Origin of the sequence: Cutibacterium equinum (assembly GCF_028021195.1) — a bacterium.
GTDB classification, from domain to species: Bacteria; Actinomycetota; Actinomycetes; order Propionibacteriales; family Propionibacteriaceae; genus Cutibacterium; species Cutibacterium equinum.
In genome coordinates, this window is record NZ_CP115668.1 from 809,918 (window position 1) to 826,172 (window position 16,255).

Below are 16,255 nucleotides of genomic sequence, written 5' to 3' on the forward strand. Positions count from 1 at the left end.
ACGCTCGTTGGTGTTCCATTCTGCCCATCGCGCAGAGCCGCAGGACTGTCTTGCGTGGCCTCTACCATGAAGCCTGTGAGTGACCACATCATCGTCCGCGGTGCCCGAGAGCACAATGTCCGCAACGTCAACCTGGATCTTCCCAGGGACGCCATGATCGTGTTCACCGGTTTGTCAGGATCGGGGAAATCCTCCCTCGCCTTCGACACCATCTTCGCTGAAGGCCAGCGTCGATATGTGGAATCCTTGTCCTCCTACGCCCGTCAGTTCCTGGGACAGATGGACAAACCAGACGTCGACTTCATTGAGGGTCTCAGCCCCGCCGTCTCCATCGACCAGAAGTCCACGTCACGCAACCCACGCTCCACGGTCGGCACGATCACGGAGATTCATGACTACCTGCGTCTGCTCTGGGCGCGTATCGGCAAGCCCCACTGCCCGGTGTGTGGGGAACTCATCAGCCGTCAGACCCCTCAGCAGATCGTCGACCGGTTGATGGGCCTGGAGGAGGGCACGAAGTTTCAGGTGTTGGCACCGGTCATCCGTGGCCGCAAGGGCGAGTACGGCGAGCTTTTCCGGCAACTGACGACTGACGGTTTCACCCGTGTGCGCGTTGACGGTGAGGTCCATCGGCTCGGTCAGGTGCCGCCCTTGGACAAGAAACGCAAGCACGACATCGACGTCGTCGTCGACCGGATCGCGGTCAAACCGTCGGTCACCCAGCGTCTCACAGAATCCGTGGAGACCGCCCTCAGCCTGGCCCACGGCATTGTCAGTATTGACTTCGTCGATCGTGACCCTTCCGATCCGCATCGCGAACGTCGATTCTCCGAGACGATGGCCTGCCCCAACCAGCATGACATCGACATTGACGAGCTGGAACCTCGCCAGTTCTCCTTCAACGGCCCGTGGGGAGCCTGCCCGACCTGTTCGGGGTTGGGGGCAACCCTTGAGGTCGATCCCGAACTCGTGGTTCCCGATTCGGGGCTGAGCCTGCTCGAGGGAGCCATTGCGCCGTGGTCGGGGCCGCGGGTGGCGAACCACTACCAGCACGTCTTCGCTGGTCTGGGGGAGAGCCACGGTTTTGACGTCACCCTGCCGTGGTCAGACCTTCCCGCCAAGGTCCGCAAACTGGTGCTGCACGGCGACGGTGATCCGGTGATGGTCTCGTACCGCAACCGGTTCGGCCGAGTGCGCACCTACTCGCAGAATTACGAGGGAGTCCTGCACTATGTGCGTCGTCGTTACGACGAGGCCGAGACCGACTCCGCACGCTCCCGGTGGGGGCAGTACCTGCGTGAGGTGCCGTGTCGTGACTGCCAGGGCAAGCGACTCAAACCGACGAGCCTTGCGGTGACGGTTGGTGGTCGCAACATCGCCGAGGTCTCCGACATGTCCATCGGTGAGGCCTCGCAATTCCTCAACGCCTTGACGCTGACGGAGCGTGAGGCCACCATCGCCGAGCGGGTCATCAAGGAGGTTCGGGCGCGGCTGCGGTTCCTCGTTGACGTCGGTCTGGACTATCTGACCTTGTCGCGGTCGGCAGGGTCGCTGTCAGGTGGAGAGGCCCAGCGCATCCGGCTGGCCACCCAGATCGGTTCGGGACTGGTGGGCGTGCTGTACGTTCTCGACGAGCCCTCCATCGGCTTGCACCAGCGAGACAACCGTCGTCTCATCGACACCCTCGTCAGGCTGCGGGATCTCGGTAACACCCTCATCGTCGTCGAACACGACGAGGACACCATCCGCGTCGCAGACTGGGTTGTCGACGTCGGCCCCGGTGCCGGTGAGCACGGCGGAGAAATCGTCGTCTCGGGAACGGTGGACGACCTGCTGGCCAGCGAGAGGTCGGTGACCGGCGCGTACCTGTCGGGTCGGAGGTCCATCCCGTTGCCGGCGACCCGACGTCCTCGTACCGGACGGCAGTTGGTGGTCAAGGGGGCTCGTGAGAACAACCTCCGCAACGTTGACGTCACCTTCCCCCTGGGCCAGCTTGTCGTCGTCACAGGTGTGAGCGGATCGGGCAAGTCGACCCTGGTCAACCAGATCCTTTACACCTCGTTGGCGCACCGGATTCACGGCGCGCGGGCAGTGCCGGGCAAGCACCAGACGATTACCGGCGTCGAGGAGATCGACAAGGTGATCCATGTCGACCAGTCCCCGATCGGGCGGACGCCGAGGTCGAACCCGGCCACCTATACCGGGGTCTTTGACAAGATCCGTGCCCTCTTCGCCCAAACCCCCGAGGCCAAGGTGCGCGGTTACCAGCAGGGTCGGTTCTCCTTCAACATCAAGGGGGGACGCTGCGAGAACTGTCAGGGTGACGGCACCATCAAGATCGAGATGAACTTCTTGCCCGACGTCTACGTGCCGTGCGAGGTCTGCCACGGAGCCAGGTACAACCGCGAGACCTTGGAGGTCCACTACAAGGGCAAGACGATCGCCGAGGTTCTCGACATGCCCATCGAGGAGGCGTGCACCTTCTTCGAGCCGATCTCCTCGATTCATCGTCACCTCAAGACCCTCGTCGAGGTGGGGCTGGGCTACGTTCGACTGGGCCAGCCTGCGACGACCCTGTCGGGTGGTGAGGCCCAGCGGGTCAAGTTGGCCTCAGAGTTGCAGAAGCGGTCGACCGGCAAGACCCTGTACGTCCTTGACGAACCCACGACGGGCCTGCACTTCGAGGACATTCGCAAGCTCTTGGTGGTGTTGGGTCGGCTTGTCGATCAGGGCAACTCGGTTCTCGTCATTGAACACAACCTCGATGTCATCAAGACCGCTGACTGGATCATCGACATGGGCCCCGAAGGGGGCAAGGGTGGTGGCCTGGTCGTCGCGGAAGGAACTCCCGAACAGGTGGCCGCCGTCGAGGACTCCTACACTGGCCAGTTCCTGTCCGAGATTCTGGCTGGCCAGGAGGTTCCCGTCGGTGACGGACCGGTGCTCGTCGAGGCGCCGGCCGGCGGCAAGGAGAAGGGCGCGAGGAAGGCGTCGCGCAAGAAGACGACCCGCTGACTGGCGCGGGAAGGCTGACGGTCGAGACGCAGCCCGGGCCGGTCACCGTGGCCTTGCCCAACCTGACACCGGCGTGCGGGCCGGTGTGCTCAGCGGGTGCCGGGGTTGCCGGTGGAGGTGGCGACGGCCCCGTGAACCATGCCTGCGTCGATGAGGTGGTCCACCCGATTGATCCAATGGACCTCATACCCGTCGGGGTGAAGTTCGATCATCGAGGTGGAGGTGTTGTGCAAATTGACCCACTGGGGTTCGCCCCCGATGGGGTAGTTGCGCAGATCAGCGGCAAGCTGTGGGGCCATGAGGTTCAGCAGGAGCATCGATCCGATGGCTCCGTGAGCCACCAGGGCAATGCACTCGTCATCATCGTGTGCCTCACGCACCCATTCGGCGATGCGACCGGCCCGATCTGCCGCTTCGGCCGCGGTTTCGATGCGGGCTTCGCGCCAGCCCTCCTCGGTCACCGTTTCTGGGAAGACGGCGCGATCGGTGATGGCAGACAGGGTCGACAGTGGTGACCCTGGATGGCCGGTCTCGACCTCGTCGACCATCTGAACCGGACCGGGGCGCTCGAAGATGAGGTCGCTGACGGTGATGGGCAGATCGAGGACCTCGGCGAGTGGGGCTGCCGTCTGGATGGTGCGCATCATGGGGGAGGAGTACAACACGGTCGGTCGCGGGGAGACCGATCCGATCCATGCCCCCAAGGCCTCGGCCTGACGGCGACCAAGTTCGGTGAGTTCGGGGTCAGGTTTGCGCCCCTGACGGTACGCCTCAGCGGATGTCGCCGCGAGGGCATTGTTTTCGGACTGGCCGTGGCGAATGAGGAGGAGATGCACGTGGCCAGCCTACCGGCGAAACTGCCCGATCATTCCAGGCGGGGAATGATCGGGCAGCAGACAATCAGGCGTTACGAACGCTGATGCGCTCGCCGATGTGCTCGTTGCTCTCGGCCACATCCAGCATGGCCCGTGCGTAATCGGCGTAGCTGATGACGCAGGCACCGTTGGCGTCGGTGCTGAGCTCCTCGCCGCCGAAAACGTAGGCGTGTCCTTCCGGCCCATCGGCCTGGAAGTCGGCGGCGGGGGAGAGATAGGTCCACTTGACACCCTCACTGCGGCGCAGCACGTCGAGGCCGTCCTGCATGGCCTGGGCCAGTGGTGCCACCTCCGGCGGGAAGCCCTCGGTCTGCATGACGGTGACGGTGTGCTCGGGGTTGACGTACAGGCTGCCTGCTCCGCCAACGACGAGCAGGCGTGCCGGGCTCCCCTGGAGGATGTCGACCAGGTGGGCCAGATGTGTGGAATGGCCGGCAAGGGCGTCCTCGCTCCACGCTCCGAACGCATCGAGGATGACGTCGAAACCGGCCAGGTCCTCGCGGGTCAGGTCGAACACGTCCTTGACGAGGGTGTGGGCCGCAGGGGTGTCGTGGTCCTTGCGCATGATGGCGGTGACGTCATGGCCACGCTGGGTTGCCTGTGCGGTGAGGAGAGTCCCTGCTTTGCCGTTGGCGGCGATCACGGCGACCTTCATGACTGTTTGCTCCTGATGGTTGGCGTCAGTTCTGGTGCCTCGTTCCGATCGGGAGGCACTGCTTCAAGTCTTACTCCGACCAGACCAACAGGGAAACCAGCAGCATAGAAGGCGGCCCCGGTGGGGTTTCGGGACTCCGACCAGACCAACAGGGAAACCCAGACCAATAGGGAAATAGGCATGTTCGTGTGTGGTGGGTACCGCAAGGTGACTCTGGCGCGATGACGGTCCATGTCGGTGCAGGCCAGGTGAGGTATCAGCGTCAGGAGGCAGGGGTCACGCAGCCAGGACCCCTTAGGCTTGCTCACATGGCCGATCCGTCCAGTTACCGTCCCGCTCCGGGAACCATCCCCACCCAGCCGGGGGTTTATCGATTCAGCGATGAGCACGGACAGGTGATCTACGTCGGCAAGGCCAAGAACCTTCGCAACCGGCTCAACTCCTACTTCCAGGACATCTCGGCCCTCCACCCACGCACCCAACGGATGGTCACTACGGCGGCTCATGTGCAATGGACGGTGGTCCAGAACGAGGTCGAGTCCCTCCAACTCGAATACACCTGGATCAAGGAGTTCGACCCGCGGTTCAATGTCATGTACCGCGACGACAAGTCCTACCCGTGGCTGTGCTTCACCTGGACCGACGAGTACCCACGCGTCTTCGTCGGTCGTGGCGCCCATCACAAGGGGTGGCGTTATTACGGGCCGTTCGGCCAGGCGTGGGCGATCCGAGACACCGTCGAGACCCTGCTGCGGGTGTTCCCGATGAGGTCCTGCTCGACGGGCGTGTTCAATCGAGCGAAGAATCAGGGGCGGCCCTGTCTGCTCGGCTACATCGGCAAGTGCTCGGCCCCCTGTGTCGGTCGCATCACCCCGGAGGCTCACCGCGAGATCGCTGAGGAGTTCTGCGACTTCATGGCCGGTCGGACGACGAAGATCGTCAAGAGGCTGGAGGCCGAGATGGCTGAGGCCTCCGAAAATCTGGAGTTCGAGCGCGCCGCCGTCATCCGTGACTCCTTGAGCGCGCTGTCCAAGACCTTGGAGCGTAATGCTGTCGTTCTCGGTGATGGGACTGACGCTGACGTCATCTCGATGGCCGTCGACCCGTTGGAGGTGGGTGTCAAGATCTTTCACGTTCGAGGTGGCCGTATCCGTGGCGAACGTGGTTGGGTCGCCGATCGCGCCGACGACGCCGATGAGGCCGAGCTCATGGAGACCTTTCTCGCCCAGCTCTACGGCATCAATCCTGGTGACGGTCAGGTCCGTGACGATGGCCACGGCAATGCCATTCCGCCGCTGGTGCTGGTCTCCACCAATCCGGCGAATCCTGACGTCATGTCCACGATCCTGGGTTCGGAGCGTGGTTCTCGTGTCGAGATACGGGTACCTCGCCGTGGCGACAAGGCCACACTCATGGACACCGTCACCCGTAACGCTCAGGAAACCCTGGCTCAACACAAGCTCAAGCGGGCCTCCGACCTGGTCACGCGCACCCGAGCCCTGGAGGAGATCCAGGAAGCCCTCGGCCTGGATCGCGCCCCGCTGCGGATGGAGTCCTACGACATCTCCCACATCCAAGGCACCAATGTCGTCGGATCAATGGTCGTCTTCGAGGACGGTATGCCGCGCAAGTCCGAGTACCGACGATTCATCATCAAGGGGTTTGACGGGTCGGACGACTTCGCCGCCATGCACGAGGTGCTGTCGCGACGGCTGCGTCGTCTCGTCGAGGACCGTGACGCCATGGCCAAGGCGCAAACCCCTGACGGTGACGTCGGTTCCCTCATCGACCCCACCACCGGTGCACCGCGCAAGTTCGCCTATGCCCCGCACCTCATCGTCGTTGACGGCGGCGCACCTCAGGTCCACGCCGCTCAGGAAGTGCTCGAAGAATTCGGCCTCGAGGATGACATCGCTCTGTGCGGGCTGGCGAAACGCTTGGAGGAGGTGTGGCTTCCCGACGAGGAATGGCCAGTCATCTTGCCGCGTACGTCTGAGGGGCTCTACCTGTTGCAGCGGCTGCGCGATGAGGCTCACCGGTTCGCCATCACCTTCCACCGTTCCAAGCGATCCAAGGCGATGGTGGAGTCCGTTCTGGACGGGGTCCCTGGCCTGGGGGAGACCCGACGCAAGGCCCTCGTCTCTCATTTCGGGTCAGTGCGGGCGCTGCGCAAGGCCACCGTCGAGGACATTGCTCAAGTTCCAGGTTTTGGCCCGAAACTGGCAGGAGAGGTCGTCGCTGCCCTGGCATCGGACTCACCTGGTGAGGCGATCAACACGGCAACCGGTGAGATTGTTGACGGCGGCGACCTGGGCGACAGCACTACCCTTGAGTCGTGAGCACCGAGCAGACGACGAAGACCCCGCGAGTTGTCATCATCACCGGCATCTCCGGTGCCGGTCGTCGCACCGCAGCCCACGCCATGGAGGACCTGGGCTGGTACGTCGTCGACAATCTGCCTCCGGCGATGCTGGGGGCTCTCGTCGATGAGATCGGCGCCAATGACATCGATCGCCTGGCCGTCGTCCTTGACGTGCGAAGCCGGATCATGTTCGACACCTTGGCCGTGGCCCTCGACGCCCTCGACGAGCGCGGCATTGACCCCGCCATCGTCTTCCTGGAGGCCTCCGACGAGATCATCGTGCGTCGCCAGGAGTCCAGTCGGCGTCCCTTGCCGCTGCAGCAGGGTGGTCATCTCCTCGACGCCGTGGCCCTGGAGCGCCGCATGCTCTCCAACCTGCGTGCTGAGGCCGATCTGGTCATCGACACCACCGCTACCACTGCTCGTCAGCTCGCCCAACGTATCGACCACGCCTTCGGCGAGGGGGTTGACGAAGGCCTGGCCTTCCAGGTGATGTCGTTCGGGTTCAAGCGCGGTGTCCCGATCGACGCCGACCTCGTCGTCGACGCCCGTTTCCTGCCGAACCCGTATTGGGTCCCGGAGCTTCGTCCCAAGACGGGCCTGTCGCCTGATGTCGCATCCTATGTCATGGCCCAGGCCGGGGCGGGGGAGTTCGTCGATCGAGTCGAGGAGCTCCTGGTTTGCATGGCACCGGGGTATCTTCGTGAAGGCAAGAAGCAGGTCACGGTGGCCGTTGGTTGCACCGGTGGGAAACACCGCAGCACAGCCATCTCCGAGGAATTGTCGGCTCGTCTGGCAGCTCGGGGATATCGCACCGCTGTCCTGCACCGAGATCTCGGGAAGGAATGACGATGGTGTCGACCCCTTCGAATCTTCCGGTCGTCACGGCTTTCGGCGGTGGACACGGGCTGGCCGTGTCGCTGCGTGCCCTGCGGCGCCTCACTGACCGTCTCACCGCCGTGGTCACCGTCGCCGACAACGGCGGCTCCTCGGGTCGGCTGCGCGAGGAATTCGACATTCTGCCGCCGGGTGACCTGCGTCGTGCCCTGGCCGCGTTGTGTGCTGACGACCACCTCGGTCGTACCTGGGCCGAGGTGTTGCAGGCGCGTTTCAACGGCACCGGGGAGCTCGCCGGTCACGCCATCGGCAACCTACTCATCGCGGGCCTGTGGCAGGAGCTTGGCGATCCGGTGTCTGGTCTGGACATGGTCGGTCAACTCCTCGACGTGCGGGGCAGGGTCCTGCCGATGTCCTTGACCCCGCTGGACATCAGCGCCCAGGTGGTCGGGCTGGACCCGAATCAGCCAGACGAGGAGTACACGCTGACCGGTCAGGCGACGGTGGCCAAGACCCGGGCCGAGGTGCTCAAGGTGAGTTTGGAGCCTTCTGAACCAGAGGCCTGCCCCCAAGCGCTGGAGGCGATTCGAGAGTCCGACAACCTCGTTCTGGGGCCAGGGTCCTGGTTCACCTCGGTCATGCCGCATCTCTTGGTGCCCCAGATCGTCGACGCGATCCTGGAGTCGAAGGCTCGCAAGATCCTCACTCTCAATGTGGTGGGGGCCGACGAGACAGATGGATTCAGCCCTGCGCGACATCTTGAGGTGATCGCCGAGCACGAGCCACGTATGCGTTTCGACGTCGTCCTGGTCGATCGCGGGTTCGCCGGTCAGGATCCCCATTTGGAACCGTTTGCCCGCAATCTGGGGGCTGAGATCGTCGTCGAGGATTTGGCTATGCGTGACGGGTCGGCTCGCCACGACCCGCTGCGGTTGGCGTCGGCCTATGCCAACATCATGGGAGTCCAGCCCCGCTGATTGTCGCCTAAGATCGGTCTGTCACCCGTTGTATTGCTTTTCGGAGGCTCGAACCACATGGCGCTCACCCTGCAGGTGAAGAACGAACTCGCGACGGTGCCGGTCCAGAAGCTGTGTTGCCGCCGTTCCGAGATCGCCACCACCCTTCGTTTCGCAGGTGGTATCCATCTGGTGCAGCATCGTCACATCACGATTGAGGCCGAGGTCGACACCGGGGGAGCGGCGCGACGGCTTCGTCAGTCCATCCAGGAAGTTTTCGGTCTCGAGACCGATCTCGTCGTCGTCAATGGCAGCGGCTTGCACTCCAATACCCGATATCTGGTGCGGATGGTGCGCGGCGGGGCCGATCTGGCACGCCTGACGGGGTTGCTCGATCGTCGGGGTCACCCGGTGCGTGGTCTGCCAGTTCCCGTTGTCGGTGGTGGGCGGTGCTGTCAGGCTGCCGCGTGGCGTGGAGCCTTCCTGGCTCGTGGTTCCTTGACCGAGCCGGGACGCTCCATGGCGATGGAGATCACCGCTCCCGGCGAGGAGGCTGCATTGGCGCTGGTGGGTGCAGCTCGCCGGCTGGAGATCCAGGCCAAGCAGCGGGAGTCCCGTCACATCGACCGGGTGACGATCCGTGACGGTGACGCCATTTCTGCCATGTTGACCCGTATGGGCGCGCATGAATCAGTGCTCACGTGGGAGGACCGTCGTCTGCGCCGTGAGGTGAGGGCCTCGGCGAATCGTCTTGCCAATTTTGACGACGCCAACCTGCGCCGTTCCGCCAGAGCTGCTGTTACTGCCAGTGCCCGGGTGGAGCGGGCGCTGGAAATCCTCGGGGATTCCGTCCCGGATCATCTCCGGGCTGCCGGACAACTGCGCCTTGAGCACACGAATGCCAGCTTGGAGGAATTGGGTAAGTTGCACGAGCCTCCGTTGACGAAGGATGCCATTGCTGGACGGATTCGTCGTCTGCTGGCTCTTGCTGACAAGACGGCCCGGAAGAACGGTGAGCCCACCACCTTGGAGAGTCTTCCTCCCGAGATGCGCGACGACCGCGCCTGATGGCCATGTAGGTGCGCTCAGCACGCCTTTCCCACCAGGGCAAGCAGTCGCGCAACCATGTGGTCATGTGTGCGTTGATCTGATCGACGTTGATGATCGTTCGCCCGCGGCCTGGCCGTAAATTCGGCCCTGGGGTTTGAGCTTCTACCTTGGTCGCTATGCTTGGAGACGTCCGAGTGCTGAACGCACAAACCTCATCCGGAGGAGATTCCTGAATGACCGTCAAGGTTGGTATCAACGGTTTTGGCCGTATTGGCCGCAACTTCTTCCGCGCCCTCGTCGAGCAGGGTGCTGACCTCGAGGTCGTGGGCGTCAATGACCTCACCGACACCAAGACTCTGGCCCACCTCCTGAAGTACGACTCCATCATGGGTCGTTTCTCGGGTGAGGTCAGCTATGACGATGACTCCATCACCGTTGACGGCAAGACCATTAAGGTCCTCGCCGAGCGCAACCCCGCTGACCTCCCCTGGAAGGAGCTCGGCGCCGAGATCGTTGTCGAGTCCACCGGACTGTTCACCGATGGTGAGAAGGCCAAGGCCCACATCGAGGCTGGCGCCAAGAAGGTCATCATCTCTGCTCCCGCCAAGAACGTCGACGGCACCTTCGTCATGGGCGTCAACAACGACGACTACGACAACGAGAAGCACAACATCATCTCGAACGCTTCTTGCACCACCAACTGCCTCGCCCCGCTGGCCAAGGTCCTCAACGACGCCTTCGGCATCGAGCGCGGCATCATGACCACCGTTCACGCCTACACCGGTGACCAGCGCCTGCAGGACGCTCCTCACAAGGATCTGCGTCGTGCCCGCGCTGCTGCCCTCAACATGATCCCCACCAAGACCGGTGCCGCCCAGGCCGTGGCCCTGGTTCTGCCGGAGCTCAAGGGCAAGTTCGACGGTCTGGCCGTCCGCGTCCCGACCCCGACCGGTTCCCTGACCGACCTGACCTTCCAGACCTCCAAGGAGGTCACCGTTGAGGAGGTTCAGGCTGCTGTCAAGAAGGCTGCTGAGGGTCCGCTGAAGGGCATCCTGGCCTACACCGAGGATCCGATCGTCTCGAAGGACATCGAGGGTGACCCGCACTCCTCGATCTTCGACGCCACCGAGACCAAGGTCATCGGCAACCTCGTCAAGGTCCTCTCCTGGTACGACAACGAGTGGGGCTACTCCAACCGTCTGGTTGACCTCACCGAGCTCGTCGCCAGCAAGATCGCCTGATCTCACCATCGTGAGCTGATGACGGCCCCGTGCCCCATACGGGCGCGGGGCCGTCATCCGTACCCGGGCATCCACGCCCGTGAAACATCGTTCACTTCAAGAAAGGGCTTCCACATGAAATCTGTTGAGGATCTCGGCGACCTGCGCGGAAAGCGCGTCGTCATCCGTTGCGACTTCAACGTCCCGCTCGACGGCGACAAGATCACCGACGACGGCCGCATCAAGGCCGCACTGCCCACCCTGACCCAGTTGCACGAGGCCGGCGCCCGCACCACCGTGCTCGCCCACCTCGGTCGACCCAAGGGTGCGGTCGACCCCAAGTACTCCCTGGCCCCGGTTGCCAAGCGTCTGGGCGAGCTCATGAACCTCGACGTCAAGCTCGCCGAGGACGTTGTTGGCCCGTCGGCCACCAAGACCTCCGAGTCCCTCGCCGACGGCGAGATCGCTCTGGTCGAGAACGTCCGCTTCGAGAAGGGCGAGACCAGCAAGGACGAGGCCGAGCGCACCGAGCTGGCCAAGAAGTACGCCTCCTTCGGTGAGTACTACGTCTCCAACGGCTTCGGTGTCGTGCACCGCAAGCAGGCTTCCGTCTACGACGTCGCCAAGCTGCTGCCGTGCGCTGCCGGCTCCCTGGTCGCCAAGGAGGTCGAGGTCCTTGAGGGCCTGACCGCCGATCCGAAGCGTCCGTTCGTCGTCGTCCTCGGTGGCGCCAAGGTCGCTGACAAGCTCGCCGTGATCGACAACCTGCTCAAGGTTGCCGACACCCTCGTCGTCGGTGGCGGCATGCTCTTCACCTTCCTCAAGGCCCAGGGCCTGGAGGTCGGCAAGTCGCTGGTTGACGATGAGTCCATCGAGGCCTGCAAGAAGTACCTCGAGGCCGCCAAGGCTTCCGGCAAGCAGATCCTGTTGCCGACCGACGTTCGCGTCGCCTCTGACGTCGACTTCGACGCCCACACCGTCGGCCAGGTCGACGTCGTGTCCGTCGATGCCATCCCGGCCGACAAGATGGGCCTCGACATCGGCCCGGAGACCGAGAAGGCCTACGCTGAGGCCATCAAGGGCGCCAAGTCGGTGTTCTGGAACGGCCCGATGGGCGTCTTTGAGATCAAGGGTCTCGAGCTCGGCACCAAGGCCGTTGCCCAGGCTCTCACCGAGGTTGACGGCCTCTCGGTGGTCGGTGGGGGAGACTCCGCCTCCGCCGTGCGCGCCCTCGGCTTCGCCGATGACCAGTTCGGTCACATTTCCACCGGTGGTGGCGCCTCCCTCGAGCTCATGGAGGGCAAGGAGCTGCCCGGAATCGCAGTCCTCAAGGAGAACAACTGATGTCTCGTACCCCGATCATGGCCGGCAACTGGAAGATGAACCTCGACCACGTTGCCGCCACCTCCCTCGTCCAGGATCTCGGTGAGGCCCTCAAGGCTGCCGGATACGACTCCGCCAAGTCCGAGGCCGTCGTCATTCCGCCGTTCACCGACATCCGCACCGTGGCCACCCTCATCGACGCTGACAAGCTGCCGATCGCCTACGGCGCCCAGGACATCTCCGCTCACGACGACGGCGCCTACACCGGCGAGGTGTCGGGCACCATGCTGTCGAAGCTGGGCTGCTCCTACGTCGTCGTTGGCCACTCCGAGCGTCGCGAGTACCACAACGAGTCCGATGAGCTGGTCAACGCCAAGGCCAAGAAGGCCATCGAGAACGGCATGACCCCCATCATCTGCTGTGGTGAGGCCCTCGAGGTCCGCAAGGCCGGCAAGCACGTCGAGCACACCGTCGGCCAGATCAAGGCTGACCTCGACGGCATCCCCGCCGAGCAGGTTGCCAAGCTCGTCATTGCCTACGAGCCCATCTGGGCCATCGGCACCGGCGAGACTGCGACTGCTGACGACGCCCAGGAGGTCTGCCAGGCCATCCGTGAGGCCGTCAAGGAGCTCTACGACGCCCCGACCGCCGAGGCCGTGCGCATCCAGTACGGTGGCTCGGTCAAGCCGGCCAACGTCGCCGAGATCATGGCCAAGCCCGACGTTGACGGTGCCCTCGTGGGCGGCGCTTCGCTCAAGGCTGGCGACTTCTCCAAGATCGTGACCTTCTACGAGGCCTGATCCGCGACACATTTGACGACGACCTCCGCACCACTCGGTGCGGAGGTCGTTTGTCGTCCCAGACGTGACGGTCATCACCGTTTGCGCATGATTTCGGGGCGTCGATGTGGGGATCTGGCGGCTCGTGAGTTACCCTGTACGACGTGATTTCGGCTCCCCTCATGACATGGCCCGTGCTGACGATGTCGATCGTCCTGTGCGTGCTGAGCGTCATCCTCACCCTCTTCGTCCTCCTCCACAAGAGCAAGGGCGGCGGCCTCTCCGACCTCTTTGGTGGAGGTGTGTCGACCTCGATGGGTGGCACCTCTGTGGCTGAGCGGAATCTTGACCGTCTGACGGTCGTCATCGGCCTGCTGTGGCTGGCCTCCATCATCGCCCTGCTGGTGCTCTACAGCCATTCCTGAGCCGTCATCGGGTGGCCATGTGCTGCGCCGGACCCTACGGGAGCCGATCCTCCCGACCCTTAATGAATGCTGCCCTCAGGCAGTTTTGTGACCCCTCGAGGAGAGTGAACGAATGTCAGGTGGAAGTGCCATCCGTGGAAGTCGCGTCGGTGCCGGCCCCATGGGAGAGGCAGAGCGCGGCGAGGCTGCCCCTCGCGGGTACGTGTCGTACTTCTGCGCCAACCACCACGTGATCCGCCCGGCTTTCTCGGCCGAGGCAGAGATTCCCGACACCTGGGACTGCCCGAAGTGTGGTCTGCCGGCCAACCGTGACCAGGCCAATCCGCCTGCCCCGCCGAAGATCGTTCCGTACAAGACCCATCTGGCCTACGTCAAGGAGCGCCGCAGTGAGGCCGAAGCCGCTGCCATCCTGGCCGAGGCGCTGGAGAACCTGCGGCAGCGACGCCGCGACGGCGAGGTCATCTATTGATCAGCCATGACCAGCTCGTGGCAGAGCTGACCGCTCGTTGGCCCGAGCACCGCATCGGCCCGGGCCTTGATCGGGAACGCGCCTTGCTCGATGTGCTGGGCAACCCCCAGCAGGCCTGCCCCGTCATCCAGATTGCCGGCACCAACGGCAAGGGGTCGACGGCGATCATGGTCGACTCGCTGCTGCGTTCTGCCGGTCTACGGGTGGGCCGGTACTGCTCCCCGCATCTGGTCGACGTCACCGAGCGTATCTGCATTGATGGTCAGCCCATCAGCCATGAGTTGTTCGACGAGACCTGGCGTCAGATCGAGCCGATGGTGGCCTTGGTCGACGATCAGCACATCGACGGCATCCAGATGACCTTCTTCGAGGTCATGACGGCCATGGCCTTCGCCGTTTTCGCTGATGCCCCCGTTGACGTCGCCGTCGTCGAGGTCGGGCTGGGGGGACGTTGGGACGCCACCAACGTCGCCGACGCAACGGTCGCCGTCGTCACCCCCGTTGCCCTGGACCACACGCACATCCTTGGCAGCACCATTGACAAGATCGCCGCCGAGAAGGCCGGGATCATCAAGCCCGGATGCACCCCGGTCATCGCGGGCCAGGAGCCGGAGGCCGCCCCCATCTTGTTGGCCCAGTGCACCGACGCCGGCGTGAAGCCGCTGCTGGAGGGTCCGGACTGGGGCTTGTTGGACCGCCGTAGTGCTGTCGGTGGTCAGGTGGTGCGTCTTCAGACGGCGTCCGGGCCGCTGGGGGAGTTGTTCCTTCCGGTCTTTGGTGAGCACATGGCTCACAATGCTGCCCAGGCTGTTGCGGCTGCGGAGGCTCTCACCGGGCCTCTCAACCCGGCCATCATCGAGCGGGGGTTGGCTGACGTGGAGGCTCCGGCCCGCCTTGAGGTCGTCCGGCGCTCCCCGCTGGTGATTCTCGACACCTTCCACAATCCTCACGCGGCGACCTCGGCGATGGCAGCGGTGCGCGAGTCCTTCGAGGTCGAACCCCTCATTGCGGTCGTGGCAGCGATGGCTGACAAGGATATCGACGGGGTGTTGTCGGTGTTGGCGGACTCGGTGAGTCACGTCGTCGTCACCTCGATGCCGGATCTGCCGCGAGCCTTGAGCGTCGACGAGCTGGCACAGAAGGCGTCAGCCCACTGGGACGACGACCATCTCACCAGGGTTGCCGACGTCCCCGAGGCCCTCGAGGAAGCTTTCCGTATTGCGGACGTTTCTGGGCCGGGGGCCGGTGTGTTGGTTGCCGGATCGGTGGTGCTGGCTGGTCGTGCCAGGGCGATTCTGCGTCCCGACGGCACCATGCTCGGCGCCGCGCAGACTGCCATCGTCGAGACCCCCGACCTGTCCGAGGACCAGATCGAGGCCATGGAGGGCCAGCGTCTCGACCCGCTTCCTGACGACGAGGTGATCGTCGACACGGACGACGACGGAGGTTGGTGACGATGGCCAGGCAGCCCGGTGCTGGAAGAATCACCATGCTGACCCTGCCTGCAGGCAACCCGATGACGAAGGTCGTGGTGAGTTTCCTGGCTTTCGAGGTCGTCGTCTTCGGCCTGACGATCCCGGGCATGATCCTGGTCTCTGGCATCAGTGTGGCCTTGGCAGTCATCCTGGGATGTATCGGCATGGCCGTGTCGATCCTGTGCGCTCTCGCCATTCCCCGCACCTGGGGCTACCTGCTCGCGTGGGTCTTGCAGGTCTTTGGAATCCTGCTGGGTCTGGCCACCCCGATGATGTACGTCGTCGGGGTCGTCTTCGCCGCTATCTGGGTGTCCATCATCGTGCTGGGTAGGCGAATTGACTCAAACCCCCAGGCCCGCTGAGATCACGGTCCGCGCTGCGATAGGTTGGGGCCATGACTGACACGGAACGTACCTTGGTCCTGCTGAAGCCGGACGCGGTTGAGCGTCATCTCATCGGCCAAATCATCAGCAGGTACGAAGCCAAGGGCCTTGTCGTGCGGGCAATGGAGCTGCGCACGATCGATGCTGAGATCGCATCCACTCATTACGCTGAGCACGTCGGACGTGACTACTACCCGCCCTTGGAGGAGTTCATCACCTCCGGGCCGCTGGTTGCCCTGGTGCTCGAGGGGCGCAAGGCCATCCAAGTTATTCGCGCCATGCATGGCAAGACTGACTGCGCTGAGGCTGCGCCCGGGACTATTCGGGGCGATTACGGCACCCTCAACAACCGCAATCTCGTCCACGCATCCGACTCCCCGGAGTCTGCTCAGCGTGAGATTGGCATCTGGTTCCCTGACCTGGTCTGACCT

At 64.0% G+C, this 16,255-nt stretch carries 15 protein-coding genes; 13 read left to right on the forward strand and 2 right to left on the reverse strand.

Annotated elements, in window-relative coordinates:
• The first annotated feature begins 66 nt into the window (after positions 1-66).
• Complete coding sequence (gene uvrA, locus O6R08_RS03685; protein WP_271419221.1) at positions 67-3,015, forward strand: excinuclease ABC subunit UvrA; 2,949 nt, start codon at positions 67-69, stop codon at positions 3,013-3,015.
• 89 nt (positions 3,016-3,104) lie between these two features.
• Here the strand turns inward: uvrA and O6R08_RS03690 are convergent, their stop codons facing one another.
• Entirely contained in the window at positions 3,105-3,851 is a 747-nt protein-coding gene (locus tag O6R08_RS03690; RefSeq protein WP_271418786.1) for a histidine phosphatase family protein, read from the reverse strand.
• Between the two features lie 64 nt (positions 3,852-3,915).
• Positions 3,916-4,545, reverse strand: a complete 630-nt coding sequence (locus O6R08_RS03695; RefSeq protein WP_271418787.1) for an SDR family oxidoreductase — start codon at positions 4,543-4,545, stop codon at positions 3,916-3,918.
• Positions 4,546-4,853: 308 nt separating this feature from the next.
• Here O6R08_RS03695 and uvrC point away from each other — a divergent pair, with 308 nt between their 5' ends.
• The 12 genes from uvrC to ndk all read left to right on the forward strand — a co-directional run bounded on the left by uvrC (position 4,854) and on the right by ndk (position 16,252).
• Positions 4,854-6,884 carry an excinuclease ABC subunit UvrC gene (uvrC, locus tag O6R08_RS03700; RefSeq protein WP_271418788.1) on the forward strand — a complete coding sequence of 677 codons (2,031 nt, stop codon included), beginning with the start codon at positions 4,854-4,856 and terminating at the stop codon, positions 6,882-6,884.
• On the forward strand, positions 6,881-7,756 hold the full coding sequence (gene rapZ / locus O6R08_RS03705) for an RNase adapter RapZ (RefSeq protein WP_271418789.1): 876 nt from the start codon (positions 6,881-6,883) through the stop codon (positions 7,754-7,756). The genes uvrC and rapZ overlap by 4 nt, the downstream gene beginning before the upstream one ends.
• Positions 7,753-8,721 carry a gluconeogenesis factor YvcK family protein gene (locus O6R08_RS03710; RefSeq protein WP_271418790.1) on the forward strand — a complete coding sequence of 323 codons (969 nt, stop codon included), beginning with the start codon at positions 7,753-7,755 and terminating at the stop codon, positions 8,719-8,721. Before rapZ ends, O6R08_RS03710 begins: the two co-directional genes overlap by 4 nt.
• Positions 8,722-8,778: 57 nt before the next feature.
• Positions 8,779-9,768 carry a DNA-binding protein WhiA gene (gene whiA / locus O6R08_RS03715; RefSeq protein ID WP_271418791.1) on the forward strand — a complete coding sequence of 330 codons (990 nt, stop codon included), beginning with the start codon at positions 8,779-8,781 and terminating at the stop codon, positions 9,766-9,768.
• Positions 9,769-9,983: 215 nt separating this feature from the next.
• On the forward strand, positions 9,984-10,991 hold the full coding sequence (gene gap, locus O6R08_RS03720) for a type I glyceraldehyde-3-phosphate dehydrogenase (protein ID WP_271418792.1): 1,008 nt from the start codon (positions 9,984-9,986) through the stop codon (positions 10,989-10,991).
• 114 nt (positions 10,992-11,105) lie between these two features.
• The gene (locus tag O6R08_RS03725; protein ID WP_271418793.1) at positions 11,106-12,314 is read left to right on the forward strand and encodes a phosphoglycerate kinase; all 1,209 of its coding nucleotides are present in this window, start codon (positions 11,106-11,108) and stop codon (positions 12,312-12,314) included.
• Positions 12,314-13,093 (forward strand): triose-phosphate isomerase, encoded by a 780-nt coding sequence (tpiA, locus tag O6R08_RS03730; RefSeq protein ID WP_271418794.1) that lies wholly within the window; start codon positions 12,314-12,316, stop codon positions 13,091-13,093. Before O6R08_RS03725 ends, tpiA begins: the two co-directional genes overlap by 1 nt.
• Before the next feature lie 161 nt (positions 13,094-13,254).
• Complete coding sequence (secG, locus tag O6R08_RS03735; RefSeq protein ID WP_271419222.1) at positions 13,255-13,497, forward strand: preprotein translocase subunit SecG; 243 nt, start codon at positions 13,255-13,257, stop codon at positions 13,495-13,497.
• A gap of 160 nt (positions 13,498-13,657) precedes the next feature.
• Positions 13,658-13,966, forward strand: a complete 309-nt coding sequence (locus O6R08_RS03740) for an RNA polymerase-binding protein RbpA (RefSeq protein WP_271419223.1) — start codon at positions 13,658-13,660, stop codon at positions 13,964-13,966.
• On the forward strand, positions 13,963-15,420 hold the full coding sequence (locus tag O6R08_RS03745) for a bifunctional folylpolyglutamate synthase/dihydrofolate synthase (protein ID WP_271418795.1): 1,458 nt from the start codon (positions 13,963-13,965) through the stop codon (positions 15,418-15,420). The genes O6R08_RS03740 and O6R08_RS03745 overlap by 4 nt, the downstream gene beginning before the upstream one ends.
• A 2-nt stretch (positions 15,421-15,422) precedes the next feature.
• Positions 15,423-15,803: a DUF4233 domain-containing protein gene (locus tag O6R08_RS03750; RefSeq protein WP_408640130.1), complete on the forward strand. Its 381-nt coding sequence runs from the start codon at positions 15,423-15,425 to the stop codon at positions 15,801-15,803.
• A 32-nt stretch (positions 15,804-15,835) separates the two neighbouring features.
• The gene (ndk, locus tag O6R08_RS03755) at positions 15,836-16,252 is read left to right on the forward strand and encodes a nucleoside-diphosphate kinase (RefSeq protein WP_271418797.1); all 417 of its coding nucleotides are present in this window, start codon (positions 15,836-15,838) and stop codon (positions 16,250-16,252) included.
• The last annotated feature ends 3 nt before the right edge of the window (positions 16,253-16,255 follow it).